This window comes from Bacillus sp. N3378-2at (assembly GCF_033412715.1).
In the GTDB taxonomy this organism is placed as follows: Bacteria; Bacillota; Bacilli; order Bacillales; family Bacillaceae; genus Bacillus; species Bacillus subtilis.
In genome coordinates, this window is record NZ_CP117986.1 from 1,965,433 (window position 1) to 1,991,302 (window position 25,870).

22 protein-coding genes and 1 pseudogene are annotated in these 25,870 nt (G+C 44.8%); 7 read left to right on the top strand and 16 right to left on the bottom strand.

What is annotated here, in order from left to right:
* Nucleotides 1–63 precede the first annotated feature (63 nt).
* Nucleotides 64–924, bottom strand: coding sequence for a methyl-accepting chemotaxis protein (locus PUN35_RS10775; protein ID WP_003233767.1), 861 nt, complete (start codon nt 922–924; stop codon nt 64–66).
* Nucleotides 925–937: 13 nt separating this feature from the next.
* The gene (yfmT, locus tag PUN35_RS10780) at nt 938–2,395 is read right to left on the bottom strand and encodes a benzaldehyde dehydrogenase (protein WP_014479141.1); all 1,458 of its coding nucleotides are present in this window, start codon (nt 2,393–2,395) and stop codon (nt 938–940) included.
* Nucleotides 2,396–2,644: 249 nt separating this feature from the next.
* Between yfmT and PUN35_RS10785 the strand changes: the two genes are divergently transcribed.
* The 3 genes from PUN35_RS10785 (at nt 2,645) to PUN35_RS10795 (ending at nt 6,170) form a co-directional block, all read left to right on the top strand.
* Complete coding sequence (locus PUN35_RS10785; protein ID WP_003233771.1) at nt 2,645–4,030, top strand: branched-chain amino acid transporter BcaP; 1,386 nt, start codon at nt 2,645–2,647, stop codon at nt 4,028–4,030.
* Between the two features lie 91 nt (nt 4,031–4,121).
* Nucleotides 4,122–4,829, top strand: a complete 708-nt coding sequence (locus PUN35_RS10790; RefSeq protein ID WP_014479140.1) for a YjjG family noncanonical pyrimidine nucleotidase — start codon at nt 4,122–4,124, stop codon at nt 4,827–4,829.
* A 111-nt stretch (nt 4,830–4,940) separates the two neighbouring features.
* Entirely contained in the window at nt 4,941–6,170 is a 1,230-nt protein-coding gene (locus tag PUN35_RS10795) for an MFS transporter (RefSeq protein WP_014479139.1), read from the top strand.
* A 29-nt stretch (nt 6,171–6,199) separates the two neighbouring features.
* Here the strand turns inward: PUN35_RS10795 and PUN35_RS10800 are convergent, their stop codons facing one another.
* The 7 genes from PUN35_RS10800 to cypD form a co-directional block, all read right to left on the bottom strand.
* Nucleotides 6,200–7,135 carry a putative nucleotide-diphospho-sugar transferase gene (locus tag PUN35_RS10800; protein ID WP_015252589.1) on the bottom strand — a complete coding sequence of 312 codons (936 nt, stop codon included), beginning with the start codon at nt 7,133–7,135 and terminating at the stop codon, nt 6,200–6,202.
* Nucleotides 7,136–8,314, bottom strand: coding sequence for a glycosyltransferase family 2 protein (locus tag PUN35_RS10805; RefSeq protein WP_003233779.1), 1,179 nt, complete (start codon nt 8,312–8,314; stop codon nt 7,136–7,138).
* Nucleotides 8,315–8,342: 28 nt separating this feature from the next.
* The gene (locus PUN35_RS10810) at nt 8,343–9,254 is read right to left on the bottom strand and encodes a putative nucleotide-diphospho-sugar transferase (protein ID WP_014479137.1); all 912 of its coding nucleotides are present in this window, start codon (nt 9,252–9,254) and stop codon (nt 8,343–8,345) included.
* A 23-nt stretch (nt 9,255–9,277) separates the two neighbouring features.
* On the bottom strand, nt 9,278–10,246 hold the full coding sequence (locus tag PUN35_RS10815; RefSeq protein ID WP_003244102.1) for a GDP-mannose 4,6-dehydratase: 969 nt from the start codon (nt 10,244–10,246) through the stop codon (nt 9,278–9,280).
* A 6-nt stretch (nt 10,247–10,252) separates the two neighbouring features.
* Nucleotides 10,253–11,017 (bottom strand): glucose-1-phosphate cytidylyltransferase, encoded by a 765-nt coding sequence (locus tag PUN35_RS10820; protein WP_014479136.1) that lies wholly within the window; start codon nt 11,015–11,017, stop codon nt 10,253–10,255.
* 236 nt (nt 11,018–11,253) lie between these two features.
* Nucleotides 11,254–13,173: a lipoteichoic acid synthase LtaS1 gene (gene ltaS1, locus PUN35_RS10825; RefSeq protein ID WP_033881176.1), complete on the bottom strand. Its 1,920-nt coding sequence runs from the start codon at nt 13,171–13,173 to the stop codon at nt 11,254–11,256.
* Between the two features lie 446 nt (nt 13,174–13,619).
* Entirely contained in the window at nt 13,620–16,805 is a 3,186-nt protein-coding gene (gene cypD, locus PUN35_RS10830) for a bifunctional P-450/NADPH--P450 reductase (protein WP_014479134.1), read from the bottom strand.
* Nucleotides 16,806–16,949: 144 nt separating this feature from the next.
* Here cypD and PUN35_RS10835 point away from each other — a divergent pair, with 144 nt between their 5' ends.
* Nucleotides 16,950–18,023, top strand: a complete 1,074-nt coding sequence (locus PUN35_RS10835) for a DUF3900 domain-containing protein (RefSeq protein WP_014479133.1) — start codon at nt 16,950–16,952, stop codon at nt 18,021–18,023.
* Between the two features lie 109 nt (nt 18,024–18,132).
* Here the strand turns inward: PUN35_RS10835 and PUN35_RS10840 are convergent, their stop codons facing one another.
* The 6 genes and pseudogenes from PUN35_RS10840 to PUN35_RS10865 all read right to left on the bottom strand — a co-directional run bounded on the left by PUN35_RS10840 (nt 18,133) and on the right by PUN35_RS10865 (nt 23,473).
* Entirely contained in the window at nt 18,133–19,380 is a 1,248-nt protein-coding gene (locus tag PUN35_RS10840; protein ID WP_031600262.1) for an IS256-like element ISBsu2 family transposase, read from the bottom strand.
* A gap of 86 nt (nt 19,381–19,466) precedes the next feature.
* The gene (locus PUN35_RS10845; protein WP_041516347.1) at nt 19,467–20,939 is read right to left on the bottom strand and encodes an excalibur calcium-binding domain-containing protein; all 1,473 of its coding nucleotides are present in this window, start codon (nt 20,937–20,939) and stop codon (nt 19,467–19,469) included.
* Between the two features lie 179 nt (nt 20,940–21,118).
* Nucleotides 21,119–21,456, bottom strand: a pseudogene (locus PUN35_RS10850) (FAD-dependent monooxygenase); the annotation flags it as partial.
* Nucleotides 21,457–21,524: 68 nt separating this feature from the next.
* Nucleotides 21,525–22,169, bottom strand: a complete 645-nt coding sequence (locus tag PUN35_RS10855; RefSeq protein WP_014479129.1) for a Bax inhibitor-1/YccA family protein — start codon at nt 22,167–22,169, stop codon at nt 21,525–21,527.
* A gap of 109 nt (nt 22,170–22,278) precedes the next feature.
* Nucleotides 22,279–22,446, bottom strand: a complete 168-nt coding sequence (locus PUN35_RS10860; protein WP_003244522.1) for a YezD family protein — start codon at nt 22,444–22,446, stop codon at nt 22,279–22,281.
* A gap of 154 nt (nt 22,447–22,600) precedes the next feature.
* Nucleotides 22,601–23,473, bottom strand: coding sequence for an STAS domain-containing protein (locus PUN35_RS10865; RefSeq protein ID WP_014479128.1), 873 nt, complete (start codon nt 23,471–23,473; stop codon nt 22,601–22,603).
* Between the two features lie 197 nt (nt 23,474–23,670).
* Here PUN35_RS10865 and PUN35_RS10870 point away from each other — a divergent pair, with 197 nt between their 5' ends.
* The 3 genes from PUN35_RS10870 to hmoA all read left to right on the top strand — a co-directional run bounded on the left by PUN35_RS10870 (nt 23,671) and on the right by hmoA (nt 25,121).
* On the top strand, nt 23,671–24,237 hold the full coding sequence (locus PUN35_RS10870) for a hypothetical protein (RefSeq protein WP_031600257.1): 567 nt from the start codon (nt 23,671–23,673) through the stop codon (nt 24,235–24,237).
* Nucleotides 24,238–24,328: 91 nt separating this feature from the next.
* Nucleotides 24,329–24,691: a VOC family protein gene (locus tag PUN35_RS10875; protein ID WP_003233803.1), complete on the top strand. Its 363-nt coding sequence runs from the start codon at nt 24,329–24,331 to the stop codon at nt 24,689–24,691.
* A 103-nt stretch (nt 24,692–24,794) separates the two neighbouring features.
* Nucleotides 24,795–25,121, top strand: coding sequence for a heme-degrading oxygenase HmoA (gene hmoA, locus PUN35_RS10880; RefSeq protein ID WP_014479126.1), 327 nt, complete (start codon nt 24,795–24,797; stop codon nt 25,119–25,121).
* Between the two features lie 36 nt (nt 25,122–25,157).
* On the opposite strand, the gene PUN35_RS10885 is transcribed toward hmoA, so the two are convergent.
* Nucleotides 25,158–25,853: a DUF421 domain-containing protein gene (locus PUN35_RS10885; protein ID WP_014479125.1), complete on the bottom strand. Its 696-nt coding sequence runs from the start codon at nt 25,851–25,853 to the stop codon at nt 25,158–25,160.
* Nucleotides 25,854–25,870 lie beyond the last annotated feature (17 nt).

Genomic DNA, 25,870 nt, shown 5'->3' on the forward strand with positions numbered 1-25,870 from the left:
GTCAGACGAATTTCATGGAAATGCAGGATAAGAAAAAGACCGGGGATGTTTGTCCCCGGTCTCTTACTCTTCCTCAAGCGCTTTTTCAGCCATTTTTGCAAGATGCTGCGCGCTTCCTGAAATCTCCTGCATCGTGGCGGAAATTTGTTCAACGGCAGCGGCTTGTCCGTCTGTATGCTGGTTAATCGACTCAATGGATTCCTCCAGCCCTTTCAGCAGGCTGTGGATTTTTTTCGTAATCTGGTCAATTTGGCCGACATTTTCTTTTGAATGCGTCGCTAGCTTTCTGATCTCATCTGCGACGACAGAGAACCCTTTTCCGGACTCCCCTGCTCTTGCCGCTTCGATCGCGGCATTCAAGCCGAGCAGATTGCTTTGGTCAGAGATGCCTTTAACAGTTACTGAAATATCGGCGATTTCACCGGCGCTTTCGCTTACTTTTTTCGCCTGAGAGGAAATGCCCGACATTTGAGTTGAAAACCCGTTAATTGATTCAGAAATGTCGGAAATAGCCGCGGCTGTTTGTTCAACGACAGCTGATAAGCTTTCCGCGACATCATGCAGCTTTGACGACTCCTCAAGGCTCGTTCCGAGGCCGACGCCTCCAATGACTCTTCCATTCTCGTCGTGCAGCGGGATGGCACGCGCGATCAATGGGAAGCCGAACAATTCTTTCGGAACCATGCTCGTCTTCTTCTGATTGCTTCGGATGGCATCTGTGATGATATCCCCTTCCTGCAGCGGATCGCCGGCTTTTACGTTCAGCGAAAAGGTTTTGGCCGGTATATTCACGAGCAGTTTTTCCGTATCATAAATGCCGATTGTAATATCATCCTGAACCAGGCTGTTTAAATAAGGGGCTACTTTGATAAATGCGTCCAGAATATCTGCGGTTTCTTTTTCCGTATTTATGGTCAATTCCATTCACTCCTTTTCATTAATAAGGGAAGCTGCGTTTTTCGTGCTGGACCGAGATCCATTTCAGCGTTGTAAATTCTTCGAGGCTCCACTCACCATTTAAACGGCCGAGGCCTGATTGCTTTTCACCGCCGAAGGCTACATTCGGTTCATCATTGATGGTCGTGTCATTGACGTGAATCATGCCTGTTTCAATGCGTTTCGCAAATGCCACGCCGCGCTCAAGATTTGACGTATGTACAGCACCGCTCAAGCCAAACGGGGTTTCGTTTGCGATATCCACCGCTTCGTCTTCTGAATCAAACTTCATAAAGGAGACGACTGGTCCGAACAGCTCTTCCTTGGCAATGCTCATGAACGGTTTGACGTCTTTTAAGATCGTCGGTTCCACGATCGTCCCGTTAAATCCGCCAAGCTTCACTGGTACAGCGCCTTCTTCAATTGCTTGCTCAACAGTCTTCATCAGCCCGTCCGTCTGTCTGCTGTTGATTAATGGCCCGATAATCGTATCAGGATCCATTGGGTCGCCGACTTTCAGCGATTCCACTTTTGCCTGGTACAGCTCAAGGAACTTGTCATAAATAGAAGAATGAACAAGCACGCGGTTGGCTGACATGCAAATCTGTCCTTGATGTGTAAATCGGCTGAACACCGCCGCATTGACCGCATATTCTATATCTGCATCCTCCAGTACGATGAAGGCGCTGTTTCCGCCAAGCTCAAGAAGCGGCTTTTTAAAATGCTTCATCGCAAGCTGTCCAATGTAGCTGCCGACTTTCGTAGAACCGGTAAATGAGATGATCCGCGGCACTGGATGCTCAACAAAGCTGTCGCCGATTTCTGCAATGTCTGTGACAACAACATTCAGCAGCCCCGCTGGAATTCCCGCGTTCTCAAAAATTTTCGCGATCAGCGTTCCGCCGCAAATCGGCGTTTCCTCATGCGGCTTTAGCACAACGCCATTGCCGGCTCCGAGTGCAGGCGCCACTGATTTCATAGATAAAAAGAATGGGAAGTTAAACGGACTGATGACACCGACAACGCCTGCTGGCACACGATATAATCTGTTTTCCTTGCCATCTATTGTGGACGGAAGAATTTTCCCCTCCATGCGGATTGGGAACGTTGCCGCTTCTTTCATGATGTTTTTGACAAGTCCGATTTCAAAAGCCGCTTTGAGCCTTGTACCGCCTAGCTCCTCCATAATTAAATAAATAATGGCTTCTTCATTTTCTTCAATATACGTGACGGCTTTTTCTAAAATTGTTCTTTTCTCAAACGGGTTGACCGCATCCCATTTTTTCTTTGCCAGCGCCGCTGCCCGATACGCTTCATCTACATCGTCAGCAGTCGCTTTACGGAATGTTGTGAATGTTTTTTGAGTATAAGGATTTTTGTTTTCCAATACATTTGGGCTGCTGCCCTCCTGCCATTTCCCGCCGATAAACTGTTTATTCAACTCTTCATATTGAAACATGGTCAGCATCTCCTTTATAACCGCAAATCAAAATATGGGCGAATCTATTTTTTCTATCGGTTCATCTTGCATAAAATTGAATATACGATTAGTAAAAATTACTATCCTATGATACGACAACGCTGTTTCGCTTCTATCATTTAAAGCAGAAAAATATTTTATTGACTGCGTCAAATTTCGACAATATAATACAACAAGAACTGTATATAATGATTAGAATATTTTGAATATTTACAGGAGGAACTTTTGATGAGTTCATTATTTAGAAAAAAACCGCTTGAAACATTGAGTGCGCAGAGCAAGTCAAAAAGCCTTGCCCGTACGTTAAGCGCATTTGATTTAACCTTGCTCGGTATCGGTTGTGTCATCGGTACAGGGATTTTTGTCATTACAGGAACAGTGGCAGCGACCGGTGCAGGTCCCGCCCTCATCATATCGTTTATTTTAGCGGGGCTCGCCTGTGCGCTGGCTGCTTTCTGTTATGCTGAGTTTTCGTCTTCCATTCCGATTTCGGGAAGCGTGTACTCCTACTCATACGTGACACTTGGAGAGCTGCTCGCCTTTTTGATCGGATGGGATCTCATGCTTGAATATGTCATTGCACTGTCGGCGGTTGCCACCGGCTGGTCTTCATACTTTCAATCACTGCTTGCCGGCTTCAATCTTCATATTCCGGCTGCACTGACAGGAGCGCCGGGAAGCACGGCGGGCGCCGTATTTAACCTTCCGGCTGCGGTGATCATTCTCCTCATCACTGCGATTGTCAGCAGAGGCGTCAAGGAAAGCACACGCTTTAACAACGTCATCGTACTGATGAAAATCGCGATCATATTATTGTTCATTATTGTCGGCATCGGCTATGTGAAACCGGATAACTGGTCTCCTTTTATGCCTTTCGGGATGAAAGGCGTCATACTTAGCGCCGCCACTGTATTCTTCGCGTACCTTGGGTTTGACGCGGTTTCTAACGCGTCAGAGGAAGTGAAAAATCCGCAAAAAAACATGCCCGTCGGCATTATTTCAGCTCTAGCCGTCTGCACGGTTCTGTACATCGCGGTATCGCTTGTGCTGACAGGCATGATGCCTTATGCCAAATTGAATGTCGGAGATCCTGTATCCTTTGCTCTGAAATTCGTCGGACAGGACGCTGTTGCCGGAATTATTTCTGTCGGTGCGATTATCGGGATTACGACGGTGATGCTCGCTTTGCTGTACGCTCAGGTTCGTTTGACATTTGCCATGAGCAGAGACGGCCTTCTGCCTGGATTGTTCGCAAAGGTTCATCCGTCATTTAAAACCCCGTTCCGCAACACATGGCTGACAGGGATCGTTGCAGCGGGAATCGCCGGCTTTATTAACCTCGGAACGCTGGCCCATCTGGTGAACATGGGAACACTTGCCGCGTTTACGGTCATATCTATTGCTGTCATTGTGCTAAGAAAGAAACATCCTGAAATCAAGGCGTCCTTCAGAGTGCCGTTCGTTCCGGTTGTGCCGATTATCAGCGCAGGCATCTGCCTTTGGTTCATGTACAGCCTTCCCGGCGTCACATGGCTTTCATTTGTCATCTGGATCGCTGTCGGAACGCTGGTTTACTTCCTATATTCGAGAAAACACAGCTTATTAAACAAATAATCTCTTTTCAGCCGGCGGTGCCTCACCCGCCGGCTTTTTCCTTTTTTTATGTGCTATACTTTGAATACATATGAGAAAGGGAGACACACAGATGAAACGATACCGCACTTTATTATTTGATGTAGATGATACCATCCTTGATTTTCAAGCGGCAGAAGCTTTAGCCCTGCGTTTGCTGTTTGAAGATCAGAACATTCCTTTAACAAATGACATGAAGGCGCAGTATAAAACCAGCAATCAAGGTCTCTGGAGAGCCTTTGAAGAAGGTAAGATGACACGGGATGAAGTCGTAAACACACGTTTCTCCGCTTTGCTCAAGGAGTACGTTTACGAAGCGGACGGCGCTTTGCTTGAGCAAAAATACCGCCGCTTTCTTGAAGAAGGACATCAGCTTATTGACGGTGCATTTGATCTCATCTCAAATCTGCAGCAACAGTTTGATTTGTACATCGTGACAAACGGCGTGTCTAACACACAATATAAGCGTCTCCGTGATTCAGGATTATTTCCATTCTTCAAGGACATTTTCGTTTCTGAAGACACAGGCTTCCAAAAGCCGATGAAGGAATATTTCGATTACGTATTTGAACGGATTCCTCAATTTTCAGCAGAGCACACATTAATCATTGGGGATTCACTGACTGCTGATATCAAAGGCGGACAGCTCGCCGGACTTGACACTTGTTGGATGAACCCTGACATGAAGCCGAATGTGCCAGAGATCATACCAACCTATGAGATTCGTAAGCTTGAAGAGCTATATCACATTTTGAATATCGAAAATACCGTCAGCTCCTAATCAGGCTGACGGTATTTCTTTCATAAGAATCTTTTTTCCTCTTGATAAATTCTTCACCTTATGAATAATATGGTGGTATGCTTTGGTTATATATGTAAGGAGGAGACTCAATTGGCTATCGCCGCCCCGTTAAAAGAAAAAACAGTTCAAAAACCAGGCACCACGGTGTATCCGATTTTGATTATTATCGGAATTTGCCATATGCTCAACGATTCGCTTCAGGCTGTGATTCCGGCCATGTTCCCTATTTTGGAACGCTCCATGAGCCTGACGTTTACACAGCTCGGCATCATCGCTTTCACATTAAACATGGTGTCATCCGTCATGCAGCCTGTTGTCGGCTGGTATACCGATAAACGGCCGCGGCCGTATGCGCTGCCAGTCGGTTTGACCGCCAGCATGCTTGGCATTTTAGGCCTTGCATTTGCCCCGTCATTCATAACGATCCTATGCTGTGTGTTTTTCATTGGATTAGGCTCGGCCATTTTCCACCCGGAGGGCTCCCGTGTGGCGTATATGGCCGCCGGCACAAAACGCGGGCTCGCCCAGTCGATTTATCAGGTGGGCGGAAACTCAGGCCAGGCGATGGCGCCGCTGATCACCGCGCTGATCCTTGTACCGCTCGGGCAATTCGGCGCTGTTTGGTTCACGCTTGTCGCCGCGCTTGCTGTTTTGTTTCTCATGTATATTGCGAAATGGTACGCCTCACGTCTCGGCAGCCTTGCCCAGAAATCAGGCAAACAAAAGAAAACGGCTGAAAACACGGCCATCACCAAATCTGTTGTATCTGCTCTTATTATTATTATATTTCTCATTTTTGCTCGTTCTTGGTATACGAGTGCGATCGGTAACTTTTACACGTTTTACGCGATGGATACCTATCACGTAAGCATTCAGCAGGCACAAAGCTATATTTTTGTCTTCTTGCTGTTCGGTGCAATCGGCACGTTTCTCGGCGGCCCGCTTGCAGACCGTTTTGGAAAACGCTTCGTTATCCTCGGTTCGCTGTTATGCTCGGCGCCGCTGGCGATTGTGCTGCCATTTGCCGGCCCGGTTCTCGCCTATGGCGTGCTCGCATTGATTGGCTTGGTTCTGATGTCGAGCTTTTCTGTAACGGTCGTCTACGCACAGGAGCTAGTTCCTGGAAAAATCGGCACAATGTCCGGTTTAACCGTCGGGCTTGCCTTCGGGATGGGCGCGATCGGCGCTGTGGCGCTGGGCGCTCTGATTGACGCAGCGGGACTGACCCCGACGATGATCGCCATTGCCTTTCTCCCTGTTCTCGGCATCCTTGCCTTCCTATTGCCAAGTGACCAGAAGCTGAGAGAATGGCATAGCTGAAAAAACCCCTGCCAGGCGGCAGGGGTTTTTTAATCCAGCTGGATAAAATGAGTGTCAGGCACTGCGTGCTTCGGGATAAAGCCATCCGCAAAGTCCGGAAACGCCGACTGTATTTCATCAATCCATCTTTTCAGATTTAATATATACGGCATATAAATCATCTCAATTGTCGCTTCGTCTTCAATCCGATAGTACCAGCAAAGATTAAACTCTTTTTCTGTCACCAGTGTAAACCCAGAGAAATGATAGAAAATCAGCGGCGTTTCATCTATATACACGCGGCCGTCCTTTTGCCCGACCTTATAGTTTTCGATATTCCAAAGCGCTGTATTGGCTCCTATGGATTTGACAACATGAACACCTTTAAACTGCTCCGGCCATTTCTCCACATATCTTTGATCACCATATGTCTTTCGTTCCGTATCCATTTCGACCGTGCAAAATTCAATACAGTCCTGTCTCCACTGCCACACCGCTTCATATGCTTCCTTTGTATTACCGGCACCGACAAAGCCTGTATTAAAGCGTCCGGTTCGGTCGTAGTAGGACATGAAGCGCGGCGAATTACGATGATCAGTCAAATACAGAGACGCCGTTGGGTTTTCTGCAAAAATACGTGCCGGATCAGAAAAGAAAAATAGATCCGTATCCATATGGGCAAAGTATTCAGCGTCATCCCACTTGCTCATCACATGAAACAAAAAGGCGGGCTTTAACGTCCAGCAATATTCATGAAACGTTCTGTTGCTTTTCGCTTTCAACAGCTCCGGGTCTTCCATTTCATGCAGCTGCACAAAGGTTACATGCTCCCATGGAACGTGCTGAAGCAATTCATACGCTTTCTGGTCGACACACAGCACATATAAATGAAAATCATCGCAATGCTCATGGAGAGAATGAATCATAGGCATGAGCTTAAAGATATGTGTCCTTGACACTATCGTTGAAAAATGAAATGTACTCACTTATACCACATCCAATGATCTAAGATCCACGTGCAGCAAATCGTTGACAAGCGCATACAGTGCGTTGGCAAAATCGTTCACGCCTAGCTTTTTCTTCGCCTTAGGCAGAAGCTTGCGGACAGTTTGCAAATCAAAGCTTTTCGCCGTCACCCTTGGGGATTTCTTTCGCCAATCCGGATCAATGTTGCGCTCTTTAACAACATGCAGAAGCTCAAGAAACAGATTCAGCAGCATATCATATTTCTGTGATTCCAGCAGCTTTTGAATATCAGCCATGATTCTGTTCGTCATGTCAGGCGGGAACGGCCCATTAAAAGCGAGATGAACGTCTAAGGAGCGGATGTTATTGTATTTATCGCACATATAGGCAATGTTTGCCCGAATATCGTCTACAGACTTACAATTGCTTGGATGTTCCTGATGAACACTGACAATATCACGGCGAAGCCTGAAGGTCAATCCGGCCTGATGAAGCCTGATCCCGAGGTCATAATCCTCAAACCCGTACCGCACAATGCCTTCGTCAAATAAACCGAGGTCAACCACATGCTTGCGTTTCACAGAGGAATTATTCGTGATAAAAAAGCGCCATGGCATATGATAGCCTTTCAAGTCATCGCCGTACTCATCTAAAATCTTCTTGAGCACGTCTATAAAGTCGGTATCGAGGTCAAAGCTTTTATCAAGAAAGCTTCCGTTTTTGATGTCCGCTTCCTCCAGCAGCTTTTGTTTGTCTTTCTTCGGCATTTCACCTGTGAGCTTTGCGAGCTGTTCCTTATGTTCTTCTTCAAATCGTTCATAGTAAAAACTGTAGATCCGTTTCCAAAACAACCCGCACACGACGAGATTCTCTTCGTTCTCATGGGCTTTAATATGTTTTGCCACAAGGTCCTTTGCCGCAAGCATATCGCTGTCATGGAAAATCAGGATGTCTCCTCTGGCATTGCGAAGCGCCTGATTTCGTCCGTACGCAATGCCCCTGTTTTCTTTAATCCGTGTAAAGATCAGCGGAAAATCAGCTTGAAATGACTCAAGCATCGAGAGCGTCCCGTCCTCAGAGCCATTGTCCGCTACAATGACTTCAAATTCTTCATCGCACTCCTGCTGGTTTAATGACAGAAGGCTGTTGTAAAGACGCTCCTTCGAATTATATGCAGGAATAATAACGCTTGCTTTCACTTCATTTTCACTTCCTGTATTTACTCATTTATTTGTTGTCATCTTTTGAAGCAAAACCGTTAAATTCAGGGTCTAACGTTTGCATGTGCTGAATGATATGCGGCAGTGTCTCTTGATACAGTTCATGCACAAACGGCAGATCTGTGCGGGTTGTTTCATGAATCTGTTTGATTTCATTGATGCTGACGATTCGGTATCCGCTGAAATGATAAAAGATCAGCGGACTGCCATCCTCCAGCACGATCCGGCCATCTTTCCAGGAAAACGTATGCTGTCCATAATTCCAATGGCCGATGTTCACGCCGGGTGTTGTAATGTCACACACATTCGGAAACAGCTCAGACATATAATCCAAATAGCCCTGATCACCGAATTTCCCTTCACCCGGTGCATTTTTGCATTCCTCAAGACAGCGTTCCTTCCACCACTCCAAGCAATCCGTGCCTGCATCATCATGCTTGAAGCTGATAAACCCGGAATTATATCTGCCTAAAAGACGCTGCAGCATGTCAATCTGCTCTTTCTCAAAAGAAGGGATTACAATATCCCCTCGTGAAAGCAACACCGAGCAGTCCGGCTGGTTTTCAAAAATCGGCGATGGATCTGCATAGAAAAAGAGATCCCCGTCAATATACGTCACACGCTCCAGCCCGGGATTGCTATTCAGCACAGCTTGCAGAAAGATCGGCTTCATCGTCCAGCAATACTCACTTTGATCTCTAGTTTCCTTCAGCTTCAGAAGCAATTCATTTTCAAGAGCGGCCACCGGCACAAGGTTCAGCTGCTTCATCTTCAGCTTCTGTAACACGCGGTGCGTATCTTCATCCATGCAAAGTATAAAAATGGGACTGTCTTGATCAACTAGCTCTAACGACTTAAACAAAGCGACTGCCTGATATAATCTTCCTTTTGATAAAACGGTGCAATACGCGCTGGTCACAGTCTTGTTCACCTCGTTTCACATTACTTTTTGAAGAATTCCGTATACCACTCAATCGTTTTTTCAAGTCCCTCATCAATGGTGTAGGCCGGTGTCCAATTCAGCAGCTTTCTTGCTTTTTCCGCGGATAAATATTGATGTTTGATTTCATTGCTTCCCTGATTCAGCACCTTAGGTTTCAGATTACTGTTCATTTTCTTTAATATTTTCTCTACCAGTTCAAGTACGGTCAGCTGGATCTCATTGCTGAAGTTAAAGGCCTCTCCGGCAAGATTGTTTTCTTCCATTTTTTCTGCAAGAAGCAGATAAGCCTGAACGGCGTCTTCAATATAGAAGTAGTCCCGTACAAAGGTACCGTCGCTTCGGATTTCCGGCGCTTCCCCGTTCAGCACAAGCTGAATCGTCTGAGGAATGATGCGGTTGAAGTTCAAATCTCCGCCGCCGTATAAGTTTCCGCAGCGCGTAATGCAGACCGGAAGCCCGTACGTGTGAAAATAGGTGTGGCTGATCAGATCTGCGCAGCTTTTTGAGACGTCGTACGGGTGCTTGCCTTGCAGCGGCATGTTTTCATCGTATGGAAGGTTTTCTTGATCGCCGTAAGCTTTATCACTTGAAGCGACAATGACCCGCTTAATTAACGGATGCTTGCGGCAGGCTTCGAGAATATTCCATGTACCGAGGATATTCGCTTCAAAGGTAGAAATCGGGTTGCGGTTTGCCACGCCGACAATCGCTTGTGCAGCAAGATGAAAGACAGTGTCGATCTCATACTCGCCAAGCGCGCGTTCAATCACAGCCAAGTCCTCAAGAGAGCCCCGCACGATGTTCATTTTCTTGATATGTTCTCCCTGATAAAGATTGGATTGAGGCACATGATCCCTGACAAGCCCCGTAACGTTTGCGCCCTGTTCAATCAGCTCTTTCACCAAATAGCTTCCTAAAAGACCTGTGCATCCCGTGACAAATACGTTTTTATTTTTCCAGAAACTCAAATCGATTCACCATACCTTCCATACTTGTTGTCCTTGATTCCACATTTTGTTGACTTCTAAGAGATTTTTATACGTATCAATGGCCGTCCAAAATCCGTAATGGCGGTACACAGCAAGCTCCCCGTCTTTGGCAAGGTTCTTCAGCGGTTCATCTTCGAACATCGTGTTTCCGTCCTTCGGCAAATAATCGAAAACCTTTGGACTGAGAACGAAGAATCCGCCGTTGATGATTCCGTCACTTGATGTCTTCTCAGAAAATGTTTTCGCCATGCCGTCCTCAACCGTCAAGGTGCCAAACTGCGAGACTTTGTCAATGCCGGTGACAGTCGCGGCAGCACCTTTTGTCTGATGATAGCTGATGAGATGGAAAAGATTGATATTGGCCAGCCCGTCCCCATAGGTAAGCAGAAATGTTTCATCACCGATATAGTCTTTCGCCTGCAAGATTCTTCCGGCTGTCAGCGTATCTTCCCCAGTCTCCAAAAACGTAATTTTCCACGTTTCAGGCTGCCCCAGCATCTGTACCTCTCCCGTAGAGCTGTCGAGTGTCAGGCTGTTGTGCTTCCATTCATAGTCGAGAAAGTATTCCTTGATTTTTTCTCCTTTATAGCCCAAAAGCAGAATAAACTCGTTTACTCCGTAGTACTGATAAATTTTCATAATATGCCATAGAATCGGTTTGCCGCCTATCATGGCGAGCGGTTTAGGAATGTCATTCGTGACTTCACTCATTCTCGTTCCTTTTCCGCCGCAGAGAATGACCGCTTTCATCTCTACCCCTCATCTCTATGAATATTGAGTTCGAAACCTGGTACATCTTCACAATCTATCAAGGCATTTCCCCGATAATTTGTCCGATTTCAATCCGGTTTCAAAATCTACTGTAATGATATGAGAGAAAGCCAGCCTTGGTGACCAAATGGAATCTATTTTTTCAAGTTGGTTGTATAACCAAAAAAAGAGCCTTGAGCGAAGGCAATGCGCCCGCTCAAGGCTCTTTTTTTATCTTATTTGATTTCTTTTTCCTTGCCGTAATGATAGTCTGACGGATCAACGGCTTTGAAATCATTTAGTTTATGGAACCTCAGCAAGTCTTTGTACAGGACACTGTCTGAAAGGCTCAGCTGCTGGTTCACTCTTGTTTTCAGATTCTTCGTTTCTTCATTCGCTTTCAGTTTTTCACCTGTCTTCGTATCGTAAATGATATTGTCGACTGATGTGTACTTCGGCGTTACGAAGTCTCCGTTTCTGAATGCCACTGTATCGTCGTGGTCTTTAGAGAATAAATCAGTACCAAAGTTGATGTATTTCTGAGAATCAATTCCTTCTAAGTGCAGAAGTGTCGGCATAACGTCAATTTCGCCGCCATACGTATGGTTCACTCCGCCTTTTTTGCCAGGAACGCGGATCATCAGCGGCACACGCTGGTTCTGTGCGTTTTGATAATCTGTGATCTCTTTTCCAAGAATCTCTTTCATCGCTCGGTTATGGTTTTCAGAAATACCGTTATGGTCACCGTAAATCATGATGACTGAGTTGTCATACAGGCCGGCTTCCTTCAGCTCCTTGAAGAATTGCTCAAGCGCTTCGTCAAGGTAACGCGCTGTCTGGAAGTAGCTGTCAACTGTGTTATCGCCTGTTGTCGCTTTTTTAAGAGACGCGTCTTTTTCATCAAGGTTAAACGGATAATGGTTTGTCAATGTAATCAAATGCGCATAAAACGGCTGTTTAAGAGATTCAAGCTTTGAAATCGATTCTGTAAAGAACGGCTTATCCTTAAGCCCCATGTTAATCACATTTTCATCCGACATATCGTACGTACTTGCGTCAAAGAACTTGTCGTATCCGATATGTTTGTAAATCTGGTCACGGTTCCAGAACGATTTGTAATCACCATGCAGGACGGCGCTTGTATAGCCTTCCTTCTGGTCTAAAATCGCAGGAAGCGATTGGTAAGTGTTTTCGCCTTTCGTCACAAACGCGGAGCCTTCAGGAAGACCGAAGATCGAGTTATCCATTGTCAGCTCGGCATCAGATGTTTTTCCCTGGCCTGTCTGATGGAAGAAGTTATCAAAATACGTCACATCTTCCCCGCCGTGCGCAAGTTTATTTAAGAAAGGCGTCACCTCTTCACCGTTTAGCTTGTAGTCAATCAGGAATGACTGGAAGCTTTCGAGGTGAATTTTAATGATATTTTTGCCTTTGGCAGAGCCGAAGTACTCGGCGTTTGGTTTCGCATAATGAGACGTCGTGTAATTCTCGACGCTTGTTAAATCATCGCTGCTTGCATAGGCCCGTTGCGTTTCTGTTTGAGCCGTCTGCACACCGTCATAAATGGTGTAGTTGTACAGACCTAAATACTTCACGATATAATTGCGGTCAAACGTTCTTGTCAGCAGCTGCGGACGGTCTTTTTCCGCATAGTGCAGGTTGATGAAAAACAGTGCGATCCCAGAAAGGATCACTAAAGACGCAAAGCGTTTTTTCATTTTGTATTCTTTTAATTCAGGTCTCCAGATCAATACCGCAATCAAAATGATAATATCTAAGAAATAGAAAATATCATGACCGGCCATGATACTGAAAATCCCGTCTCCCATGTTTCCAACGTTTCCGGACTGTTTAATGTTCGGGAACGTCAAGAAATCGTCAAAGAAACGATAGAATAAAATATTTGCATATAACACAAATGTCATCAAGAAATCGATAATCAGCATAATAATGGCTGATTTACGCCCTTTCGCCAGCAAAGCCAGTCCTAAAAAGAAGACGGCGCTTGAGAATGGGTTAAATATCAGGAGGATCTCCTGAGTTGTGCCTTTTACCCCAAGATTAAACTCAGTCTTGTAGGATAAATACGTTTTTGCCCAAAACAGTATAACAGCCAGCACAAAAAAGCTAAGTTTGTAAGAAAAAAGTTTCTTCATGGCAACCTCTACTTTCTTAAACACTTTAAGTTCTTCATTCATATTTACCTGCTCTTTATATCCTGCCTTCCAATTCCTTCTTTCCAAACAAAATCAAGGCATCACACAACAAGAAATACACCGCGGCAAGCCGGAATATTTATGTTTCGCACCATATCATTTTTATTACAACCATTTGGAAACCAATCACTGGACGAAAGAAACCTTCATTTCGTTTCACATTTTTTTCTCGGAAATAAAAAAAGGATTTCTTTTGTCATGTGTGCCTTTGAAAAAAGAAATAGATACCGAGTATAAGAATAACATAAACTAGCAAAAACGAAAAATAGGTTTTGCAGACAGCCCGCCCTTCCGGCGGACTGAAGTTATTGTATGCATCAATGTTTAGCGCGATCACCATTTTTTCTAAAGGACAAAAAAGACTGGATGTCTCCAGTCTTCTTTATCTATATCCCTGCCCAGACATCCTTAGCGTACATACCGGTATCCTGCAGATGTCTCAGCCAGTTTTGCGCTTCTTGCTCCCCGGTGCCATGAACAGACTGATACGCCTTTTGCAGTGCCGCCTCCACATCCGGGGCCATTTTGCTGCCGTCACCGCATACATAAAGCCTGCCTCCGCGGTCAAGGATCGATATTAACGTTTCTGCATGGTCAGCCATGACATGCTGGACATACGTTTTCGGCATGCCTTCTTTGCGGGAAAAGGCTGTGTGGACAGTGACAATTCCGTCTTTTTCAAACTGCTCAAGTTCATCGCGGTATATAAAATCACGATCGTTCCTGCATCCAAAATAGAGATGAGCTTCACCGAGCGTTTTCCCCTCCCGCTTTAAAACTTCGCGGGCTTGAAGGAAACCGCGGAATGGCGCGACTCCCGTGCCAGGTCCGACCATAATGATTGGCGTTTCAGGGTCTTCCGGAAGCTGAAACCGGGATTCCGGTGTGCGGATAAACATCACGACATCATCACCCGCTTGACGCTCAGCTAAATCATTTGATGCCACGCCCCTGTATTCGCCACGGCCGCTCCACGCAGGGCCGCGCACGACGCCGACTGTGATCGATGCTAGCCGCGGATTCACTCTTGGAGAGCTTGAAATTGAATAATATCTCGGTTTTAACGGACGTAAAAGCTCTAAAAATCGTTCAAACGGCATGTCGCACGCTTCGTACTTTTCAAGCAGATCCAGCATGGAAATTCTTTTTTTCAATATTTGCTCCTGATAAACACCCTCTGCTGACAGTTCTTCTAATTCACGCCTATGCGGCGGACACACTGTAAATGCCGCCAGTTCACGTATTTGCGCTCTTGTGGCTGCTTCCTGCACCTCGACGCTGTAGCTGAGAAGATCATACAGGCTGACAGGACGGCCCAATGGCAGATGCCCCGCACTGCGGCCGCTTGCCGACAATGTCACTTGGTCGGTGCCCTTCAGGCCGAATCTGTGGAGAATCCGGCTGACATTGGTTTGGCTGTTTTTTGGCAATACGCCAAGATGGTCGCCCTCTTGATATTCAACATCCGGCGGCAATGCAATTTCGATATGGCGAGTGCTTCGATCGCTGTCTGCGGACTGGAGTTCACGATTTTCGGCAATGGATGCGTGAGAGGCTTCGTACGATCTAGCGAGCGGAGACTCGCCCAGCCCTCTGACAAACTGAAGGCTCAGCGTGCTTCGTTCCTTATCTGCGTTTTCATTAAGCTCAAGTCCGAATGCTTTGATGGCATCCGCCCACATGCTTTTTTTCCACTCGTCAAGCTGCCCTTCAAAATCACCGCTGACATCCCCTTCCCCGCGCCCAGAAAACCGAGTCGCGCCTTTTTCTGCAAGCTGCTCATCAATGAATCTCGGCACGTATTGATACGTGCTCGCCCAGTTGTGGTCGCCGCAGCCAAATACCGCGTAATGGACGCCCTCAAGCTCACCCGGTTTGATTTCTTGAAGCCACTGCACGAATTGTCCGGCATTGCTTGGCGGCTTTCCATTATAAGACGAGGTCACAATGACAACCGCTCCCTCTTTCGGCAGCTTTCCAATCCGGTCGTTCAGAGGTGCTGTCTCTGTCCTTACGTCGTGAAGACTGGCAGTATCAGCAAGCTCCCGGGCGACGCCTTCTGCGGTGCCGGTATCTGAGCCGTACAGCACGAGAAGCGGGCGGTTGTTAAGACCGATGACCGATGCGCCCTTTGCTTCCGTTTTCTCCTTTTGCTCATCAGGCGCGGCTTTTTCAGCTGTCTGGACGTCCGCATGAATGGCTTCCTGATGACGGCTTTGAACCCTGATGTGAAAATCGCCCGGCTTAAGTGTTAAGGTTTGTTTGATATCAAGCTCATAATTCTCATGATCAATCAATGTGAAATATTTTAGAATCATGCCTAACACAAGTGTGGCTTCATGAAGGGCAAACTGCATGCCGATACAGGCCCGTTGTCCATTTCCGAATGGTTTGTACGCATGATGAGGCACTTGGTCCTGATGCTCGAACCGTTCCGGCCGGAATTCCTCGGCGTCCTTTCCCCAAGCGTCTCGATCACGATGAAGCTGCGGAATCAGCACAGAAATTCTGTCTTTCGTCGTGATCGGGAATTTCCCGCCAATGACTGTATCTTCTTTTGGATAAAGGCTGAAAGCCGGAGCTGTCGGCCATAAGCGCAGTGATTCATTTAAAATCATCCGTATGTATGTAAGCTCCAGCACTTGTTTATAGGTCGGCGCTGCATCCGTCAGCACCCGATCGACCTCTTCATACGCCTTTTTCAGTTTGTCAGGATGCTTCAATAAAAAGTAAGTCGCAAAGGAAAGCAGGCCGCTCGTTGTTTCATGGCCGGCAATCAAAAACGTAATGATTTGAAAGCGGATATTTTCGTCGTCGAGCTTTTCACCCGTTTCCGGATCTTCCACATTCAGCATGCGGGCGAGCAAATCTTTTTCATCCTGGTCTCCATTCGCCCTGCGCTCTGCAATAATGCTGTCGACTAACGAAAACATCGTTTGAATATCATGGCGGAATTGCCGTTTTGTTCTGACCATAAGCTTATCTTGAACATCAAGCCGCTGCATTTGATGCATCGCTTCATCAAGCGCCCGCACCATGCTGTTGATAAACGGGTGGGGCGTTTCTCTGTAGTAACTGTTAAAGCGGTAGTTAAACCCGCATAGCCCAATGGTGTCGAGCGTCAGCCGGGTCATATCTCCCGGGACATCGACTACTTCATTCGGGTTGAGCCTTGCCCATTTTTGAATGAGCTGAACAGCGATATCGACCATTTTCTCATGATAGTCCTTCATGGCCTGCTGGCTGAAAGTCGGCATCAGAATGTTGTGCGCTTTTCTCCAGTTAGGCTCATGCGTCCAGCTCGTAAACAATCCGTCACCGGAAAATGCGCGAACCTTTTCCAAGGCGCCTTCAATGCTTTTATCAAACCGTTCTTCATCACAAACCTCTTTCACCAATTCGTGGCCGGACACTACAATGGTCGTGCCCGCGGGTGTATGGATTTGAAAAATTGGGCCCTGTTCTTCCGCCAGTTTGATCAGCGAAAGCGTCGGCTTGTCTTTATCGATTAAAGGCAAATTGCCGAGCGGCCCAAACGTCTTCGGCTGAGGAATCGGGCTTGTTTCCTTCATCGAACCATTCCTTTCCGTATGAGATGCCTTCTATTTGATTACATTTCCCTTTCATGGTCATGATTATTCTCCCAATTGACGCATGATCGCTGTTTTTTCTATACTTGAGAAGCTGTACAATACGCGAATAAGGTGAGTTTATATATGGATTTTGAAATTCGGTTTTTATCCTTTTATGTCATACAGGTGGAAGGCAAAGATGAGCAGGCGAACAAGCAGTTCAAGCACTTCCAGACCCTTGATACGGGCGAATTTGAAGAAAGCGAGCTGAAGGACTTTCTCGACGGGGAACTGAAAAAAATCGTCAAACGGAAAGCCGACCGCCATCCGCAGTCCGAGCAGGTCCCGACGAAAATCGGCCATTTTATCGTCGAGCCCGGCCACGAGCTCGATTCCAACCCAAACTACAACATGTTCAACCGCGCGCGTCTGGCGGAAACAAAAGAAGACTTCAATGAGCTGAGTGAGCAGTTCGTCCGCACGTACCTCGACACAAGCGCGGTTCGCGGCGGCGTGTTTCTCGTCGCTTCGGCCGTGCCGAGAAAATACTTTGACGAGTCATTTGTCTTCATTATGAAATGTGATTTTGAGCCGAAGGTCGCCCGCATCTCTGACGCGTCTTCTCTCATTAAAAAAGTCGAAATGGCGATCACGACAAAAAACATGAAAAGCATCCAATACCCGTACATGCCAGAGGAAGGAATGGTCGAGGAAGGTGAGCTGAAAATCCACCAGGCTTCGCACGCCCGCTATTTTGAGGACTTTCTGAAATTCGTCGAGTACGGAGAATCGATGCCGGAAATCATGAAAAATCAGGTCATGAACATGGTACAGGAGCACGTCTACGAGACATTTGAAGACAACAGCGAAGAGCTCAAGCAGTTCGAGCACGACATTGAGATTTGGGAAGCAAGCGAAAAACGGGAAATCCAAGAGCGCCTCGACACCCATCAAGTCATCGAAGCCTCCGCCCAAATCATCGAGCACACGCCAGAGGCCCAGCTGAAAATGAAAGTCGGAGAAACAGAGATTAAGGGATTGCTAGCGGATTTTGGCGATTCTATTCATCTCGCAAAAGTAAACGGGCGCTATGTCGCGCTGATTGAAGCCGAGACGATTTCGTTTGAGAAAGGCAGTTCGCCGGTGGAGTTTTATAAGCCTGAGGGGCTGCATGAGGTGATTGAGCGGATAAAAGGGAAAAATATAAATGACGATTAACGTTTGTTGAAAATAATAAAAGAGAGAATATTTCAGTATTCTCTCTTTCTTTAGATAACCATATATGAATTAGCGATCACAAGCGGGCTTGTCAAGAAAAGTGTGTAAGTTATTCTAGATATTTCTTCACACGTTCCTTTAGGTGGTCATGAACTAATAGTTGATTCATGACCATAGCCCATTGCTGGATGCGTCCACCATCCCATTTCTTTTCTAATTCTTTTGTTCGTAAAAACAATATTTTTAATAGGGCATTCTCATGGGGGAATGCTCCTTTTTTCGTGACTTTTCGAAAGCTAGAGTGGATACTTTCAACGGCATTTGTAGTGTACATGATTTTACGAATATTACCACCATAATCGAAAAGTTGTTCCACATGAGAAAAGTTTCGTTTCCATACGTCTACAGCTCCAGGGTACGTAGACCACTGCTTTTCAAAAGATTCAAATGCACTGTGACAAGCCTTAAGGCTTGGAGCTCCATACACTTTCTTTAAGGCAGCAGTAAAAGGCTTGTAGTCTTTACTTGGTATATACTTAATCGAATTTCGAATTAAATGAACAATACATCTCTGTACGGTCACATCAGGAAAAATCGCACGTGCTCCTTCTTCCAGACCACTAACGCCATCCATTGAGAGAAAGAAGATATCTTCTACACCACGAGATTTGATTTCATCAAAAATTTGCATCCATTTATGTTTACTTTCCGTTTCATTCAACCACAAACCTAGAATGTCCTTTTTACCTTCTATGGTATATCCTAGTATTGTGTAAACGGCATACTTCTTCGTTTCATAGTCATTACGAATGGTTGTGTAAAGACAATCGACAAACACAAAAGGGTAACAGTTACTTAAGGGACGATTTTGCCACTCTTCTAAATTAGGAAGTACAGTATCCGTAATGTCGGATACCATTTCATGAGATACAGAAAAGCCATAGATGTCTTCTATCGTGGAAGAAATGTCTCGTTGTGACATTCCTCTGGCATACATCGAAATGACCTTATCCTCTATAGAGGATACATCTCTTTTACGCTTTGGAATCAACTGCGGTTCAAATGAACCATCACGATCACGGGGGACTGCAATTTCAACTTCTCCTGCCGTTGTTTTCACGATCTTTTTGCCATATCCATTTCTTCTATTTCTTGTTTCTTTTTCTCCCTTGTCATTGGATTCATAGCCCAAATGGTGATTCATTTCACCTTTTAGCATTGACTCAAACATGGGACCAAATATGTCTTTTAATGCTTCTTGCATATCTTCTACTGATTTAGGCTGATACTGTTCGATAATCTTGTTAGCTAATTCTACGGAGTTCGGATCTCTTTTCAATTTCCCCACTGAAACCACTCCTTTAGCTTTATACTTATTATTCTATCAAATAAAAAACTGTGTGAGTAAGGAACCGTACGCATTCCTTACTTACACAGTTAATATTACACTCCCTCACAAGCAATTCCATCACCATCACGGTCAAGATGTTTAGCATATCCCGGTTCACCAGAATGGATAGGTGCAACACCAGCTTGCCGTGCTACGGTACAATTTTTGTAATAGACATTCGTCTGTTGTTCTTGTGCCTCTGCTTGTTGTATCTCTTTCTCTTGCTTACGCTTTTCTTGTGCTAGTCGCGCTTCTTCCTCTTGCTTGCGCTTTTCTTGTGCTAGTCGTGCTTCTTCCTCTTGCTTGCGTTTTTCTTCTGCTAATCGCGCTTCTTCCTCTTGCTTGCGTTTTTCTTCTGCTAATCGCGCTTCTTCCTCTTGCTTACGTTTCTCTTCTGCTTGCTTTTTTGCTTTTTCTTCTTTCTTACTCTTATTATCTTGTTGTTCATTACCTTCCTGTTTGCTTTGATTTTCTGTCTGTTCTTCCTTTTGTTCGGTCTTTGAAACAGCTGTTTTATCACTTGATTTTACAGAGCTAGCTTCTTTATTGTTTTCACCAAAAAATGCGTTAAAGGTTAACAGTAATATCAGCAGGTAAACCAATGAAGCAATAGCTCTCTTCCACCACTTACCACTTCGGAACCCTAGGATTTTTTGGTACCATTTCCTCTTCTTCTGATGTAGGGGAATATTTGCATCATTTAAAATAGAAACAAATTCCTTGCCAGATAGATTTATAATTAAACTTTTTCCTGTCTCCGTAACATTGATAACTGTTTTTATTGCAAATCGATCAATAACCGCATGAGAAAAATATTTAAAATCCCACTTATTTAATAGTTTGGCTTTTCTTTCTTTATTATTAAATTCATATAAGTACACCACTTGATTGTCGAGTACAATAAAATTACCCTTACTTTGTCTATCCTCTTGAAAAAAGCCTTCCGCTATCAAGGAAGCACCTTTATGCTTTTCACGCAATAATCGTTCACCATTTTTCGACAGATTTAGATTGTCCCTCTTCATTAGAAATGAAGTAATTTTAACATTTCGATTTTGTAAATCATTTAATTTTTCAGCATGTAAAAAATAATCAAAATCATGTGTAACTGTCGTTAGAATTTCTTTTGATTGATTAGTTATTATGTATTCTAAAATCTCTATAAATTCTTGGCTATCATCGTTTTTCTTAATATCATCGAATGTACGTTTTTTACGGCCTATTTTAAGGCTTAAACTCCAACTATTTTTATCTTTTCCATTAGTCCTTACTTCAATATCATTAATTTGTGAATATTCATAAGTCATCTGTTCGTGCTTAGAAACAAAGAAAATGGATTGTGTAGTAAGTGCTAATATCCCTTTTAATTCTCTACCACTTTTTTTATCACATTCAGCTTCGATAATCTTTAGAACGCTTTCCTGCGACGATAAGGTTGCGATTTCTGCTTCTTGTAATAATCTTCCATACTTTGTTACTAAGGTTTTTTGACCTATTGTAGGGCGTTTACCTATCCACTTTTCCATAATGTCCCCCTATTTTACATAATGATATTCTAACAGAAACTTATATTTTTTGACTTAATTTTACCAAATACCGGATGATTTTACATCATTTATTGTTATCAATTTCTAGATAATTTAGTTAAACACTTGTGTCTTTCTAAACAAAAAAGTCCAGAAATCACTTTCTGGACTTTTCCTATTTAATACCCTTCCCTCAACACCGCATAGCACTCCCCAATCAGTTCTTCCGCTCCCGGCTCTCCTTTCAGCCTGCGGCGGACGATTTCCGATGATAGGTTCTGGACTTTGAGCGCTCGTGGGGCTCTTCTTTTATAGTACGCCTGTAATGCTGTTTCGTGGTCGGCGTGGTTTTGGAGTTCTTCGGCGAGGACGATGGCATCCTCGATCGCCATTGCCACTCCTTGTGCCAGGGTTGGCGCACCGGCGTGGGCGGCGTCTCCTCCGATGATGACGGGTCTTCGTACCATGGCTCCAGCACTGTGACCTGCTCCAGCGTATTTAAAATGATAGGATACTCATAAACACTCCATCTGCCCTTTTTATGTATGGAAAAAAAGCGCCTATCTCATGACAGGCGCTTTTTCATTAATCATCACTGCTCAAAATGCCGAAGAAGCGGAGCAGGTTGATGAACAAGTTGATAAAGTCTAGGTACAGCGATAACGCCATAACCGGAATCAAGTCTTCCGTAATGTGGCGGTGCTTGATTTGGTTCAAATCATACAAAATGTAAAGGGAAAAGACGATGGTTCCGATCACGGAATACGCCATCATCGCCGCTGAGTTTAACGGGCTGAAAATGTTGAAAATCCCTACCACTGCGAGGGCGAGCACCGCAACCAGCAGAAATGACCACAGGAAGGATAAATCCTTCTTCATTTTTGCGCCGATTGTGCCTAAGACGGCAAAAATGACAAATGTAGAACCAAAGGCTTCAAGCACGACATAGGCGCCGGCGATGGAAGCGTAATGGCTGACGATCGGAAATAAGGTAATGCCGGAAACGAACGCGAATGTATATACAAACGCATACCCGACCGCTTTTCTTCTGCGCATCCAGAAGGCCAGAATAATCATCACCACTTCAAGAATAGAAAGCGGCAGCATCAAAGCGACAGGAACAAATTGGCCGATAAAAAGGCCGACAGTCGCGATCAGCAAAGTGAAGACAAAGACTGTCAAAATGCGTTGCATGATCGATTGCTTACTCTCGTGAACCGTAGCTTGCATGTCAAAAATCCTCCTAAAAAATGATCTTAAAGGTCTATTATATAAAAATTGGATGAAATATGTATATGTTTTAAGGAGAATTTAATGAAAACAAACGCCCTTTACATTATCATTTTGATTCTTTCCTTTTCAGCGAAAAACGGTGCTTTTCTATTTTCTCAATTTGGGTAATCTGAGAATCATGAACCGTAATCTGAACGGTGCCGAAATCGAGTGTTTCCAGCGAGCTGATGATTTTTTCAATCACTTCCGGATCAATCGTTGATTTTGAAACCAAAAGACCTTCCCCCCTGTTGAACAGGTTTTAATTCGCAGTATTCTTATAAGAATTATAATATTATGTTTTTTTTGATAAATCAATGGTGATTTCTGTTCAAATCAAAAAGGCATATGATCACCCGGTGACGGACAATCATATGCCTGGAAACTTCCTATTTGTTTTCTTCCAATTCCTCAACAATACAGCGGACACCCATATTTTCTAATGCCTGCTTCAGCGTGCCGTACGTTTCATATTCACTAAAATCAAGCCCCAATTGAATCGATGTTTGGGCCACATCCGGGCGAATCCCTGAAAATACGGCTTTGACGCCTAATAAGAAAAGCGTTTTAGACAGGTTGTACAATTGCTGAGCCACCATGGTATCCACAATCGGAACACCCGAAAGATCAACGACGAGGCTTGTGATTTTTCTCTCGACACAGCGGACCGGCACTGTTTCTAAAATGACCTGTGCCCGTTTTGTATCAATGGAGCCGATAAGCGGCAATATCCCGATTCCATCGGCAATGGAAATGACCGGGCAGCCAAGCTCTGAGATCAGTTCCTGCTGAGATGTGAGCCTCATCAGCATGAATTTTTGGTACTGCTCAGAGAATTCAATAATCAGCTTATCGAACGACTGATTCACAATGCGGTTCCATCGGTCTGCATCCTCATTTGTCACGATCTCCTGATTCTCTTTTATAAATGTGACGACTGCGTCCCAGAATGAGATTCTAGAGTTGGATATGGCTTCTACGACCTCATGAACTTGAACATCCTGCTCTACCCTGTTTTTCGCAACGTTTTCCGCCCATTTTGTCATGTTGTCTTGAAAATCGGTTTGATCCTCCAGAAATGCGCTTGCGATTGTTATATTGGTAAATGTATGCTGCTCGGTTAAAAGTGTTTTCGTTTCTTCACTTAAATGGCTGGCGGAATATAGCTCGCCTTTTAGCTGGCAACGCAAACTGAACCATTTCTCAGTAATATCCGCAGTGTTGTCTATGATATATTGATATAATAATTGATCGATATTCACGGTCTGTCTCCTTTTTCGTAATAGAAGCACTTTCATTATAAAATGATAAATCGGAATTGTGAATAAGACTAGAGAAAAATCAAATGATTCTGCTCTCTGAGAGCATTTCAGCTTCATATCCTTAGGCGAATGCACCAATAAGAGTCCGCCCGCATAAACTGCAGTGTACAGTTTACAATGAGAAAGGACGTTATCACATGTATTATGTTGATCCTTATATGTTTGCGGGGCATTTTTATGAGCCTTGGCCTGCTTTTGAATATGAATACCGATATCCATGGCCTGGCATTGGCAGCGGTGCTGTTCCGGGCTCTGGCGGCGGCTCCGGCCCTGGCATTGGCGGCGGTGCTGTTCCAGGCTTTGGCGGCGGTGCTGTTCCAGGCTTTGGCGGCGGCTCCGGCCCTGGTATTGGCGGTGGCGCTGTTCCAGGCTTTGGCGGCGGCTCCGGCCCTGGTATTGGCAGCGGTGCCAGCCCAGGCTTCGGCGGTGCGCCGCAGGGACCTCCTCCTTCCCAAATACCAGCGAAACCCCCAAAACCGCAGGGTTCTCAAGGAGCCGTTTTGTTAATTGAACCAATCACCATTCGTCCTTGCCTTTTCCGATTTACCTATGTTTGGTTAACCAATGGCCGCTCATTTTGGTTTTACCCGATCATCCTTGGCAGAAGATCCGTCGGCGGCTTTTATTGGGATTCCTCACGGCGCCGCTGGGTTTATTTCGCCTTAGACACAAATCACATCGATGTTGTAAGCTGCTCATTTTAATAATCAGCCGGTTTCCCGGCTGATTTTTTTATGTTACTTCGGCCGTAAACAGGTTATAGTATTATTATCTTTTCAACTTGGAGGTTTCCCTATGATCAAACAAATTGGCACTGTTGCTGTATATGTCGAGGACCAGCAGAAAGCGAAGCAATTTTGGACAGAGAAGGTAGGCTTTGATATTGCAGCGGACCACCCAATGGGACCTGAAGCAAGCTGGCTGGAGGTTGCGCCAAAAGGAGCCGAGACTCGTTTAGTCATTTACCCGAAAGCCATGATGAAAGGCTCAGAGCAAATGAAGGCTTCTATTGTGTTTGAATGCGAAGACATCTTTGGTACATACGAGAAAATGAAGACAAACGGTGTAGAATTTCTCGGTGAGCCCAATCAAATGGAGTGGGGCACCTTCGTTCAATTTAAGGACGAAGACGGAAATGTGTTTTTATTAAAAGAATAAACTGTTGCGCACGGCGGTTCGATTCCGCCCTGCGCTTTCTTTGACATTGAGAATGAATTTCATTTACAATTATTCATATGTGAGAATGATTGGAGTGAGACAAATGTTTGTACAGTTAAGAAAAATGACGGTTAAAGAAGGCTTTGCAGATAAAGTCATAGAACGTTTCAGCGCTGAAGGAATCATTGAAAAACAAGAAGGTTTAATTGATGTGACAGTGCTTGAGAAAAACGTACGCCGCGGTGATGAGGAAGTTGTTGTCATGATTCGCTGGGAATCAGAGGATCGCTGGAAGCAATGGGAAAAAAGCGATGCGCATATCGCCGGCCACAAAGCAAACAAAGGCAAACCAAAGCCTGACTATCTGATCAGCACTGAAGTGAGCATGTACCATGTACGTGCTGTCAAACAAGGGACATACAATCAATAAAAAGCTTGCGCCTTGCTGCAAGCTTTTTTCTAAGAGTCATGTTGATCTGCTTTGTTCGTATGTTACGGTATACAGCGGCTTATTTTTATGCCATTCTGCAAATAACACGTCCTCCGTCTTATCAATGTTCTTCTTTTTCAATTCTTGCTTCAGCCACTGTTCATCCACACCTGCTTCCTTCAGATTATCCCGGACAATCTCTCCATCTATGATTAAAGTGATCGGCAGGGAAACAGACTTCGAAGGAATCTGCAAATCCTTATTGGTCGGTTTGTCAAAGTCGGATTTTGGAAGCACACTGACCATCCCGTTTGTTTCCAAAATCGCATATTCTACTTCTTGAATCGAAAAGCTCCCCGCTTGCCTCAAAAGGCTTTGCAGCTGGTTAATGTCCATCTTATTTTTCTTCAATACTTTATATTGAAGCTCCCCTTTGCGGATGACGATATTCGGCTCGCCCTCCAAGAACTTTCGCGATGATTTCATTTTTTGCGTGATAAATTCAATAATATAAATCAGCACGCCCCACAATAGCGAAGCAAAAATAATTTCTTTGATTTTGATTTCATGATCGTAAACGGCATTTCCGACCAATTCTCCTAAAATTAAAGCAGAGATAAAGTCAAACGGCGTAATTTGAGAAAATTGGGTTTTCCCGAGAAGCTTTAAGATGATAAATAAAATGCCTAAACCGCAGACCAGTTCTACCGCAACACTTAAATAATTTCCCATATTGATAGCACCTACTT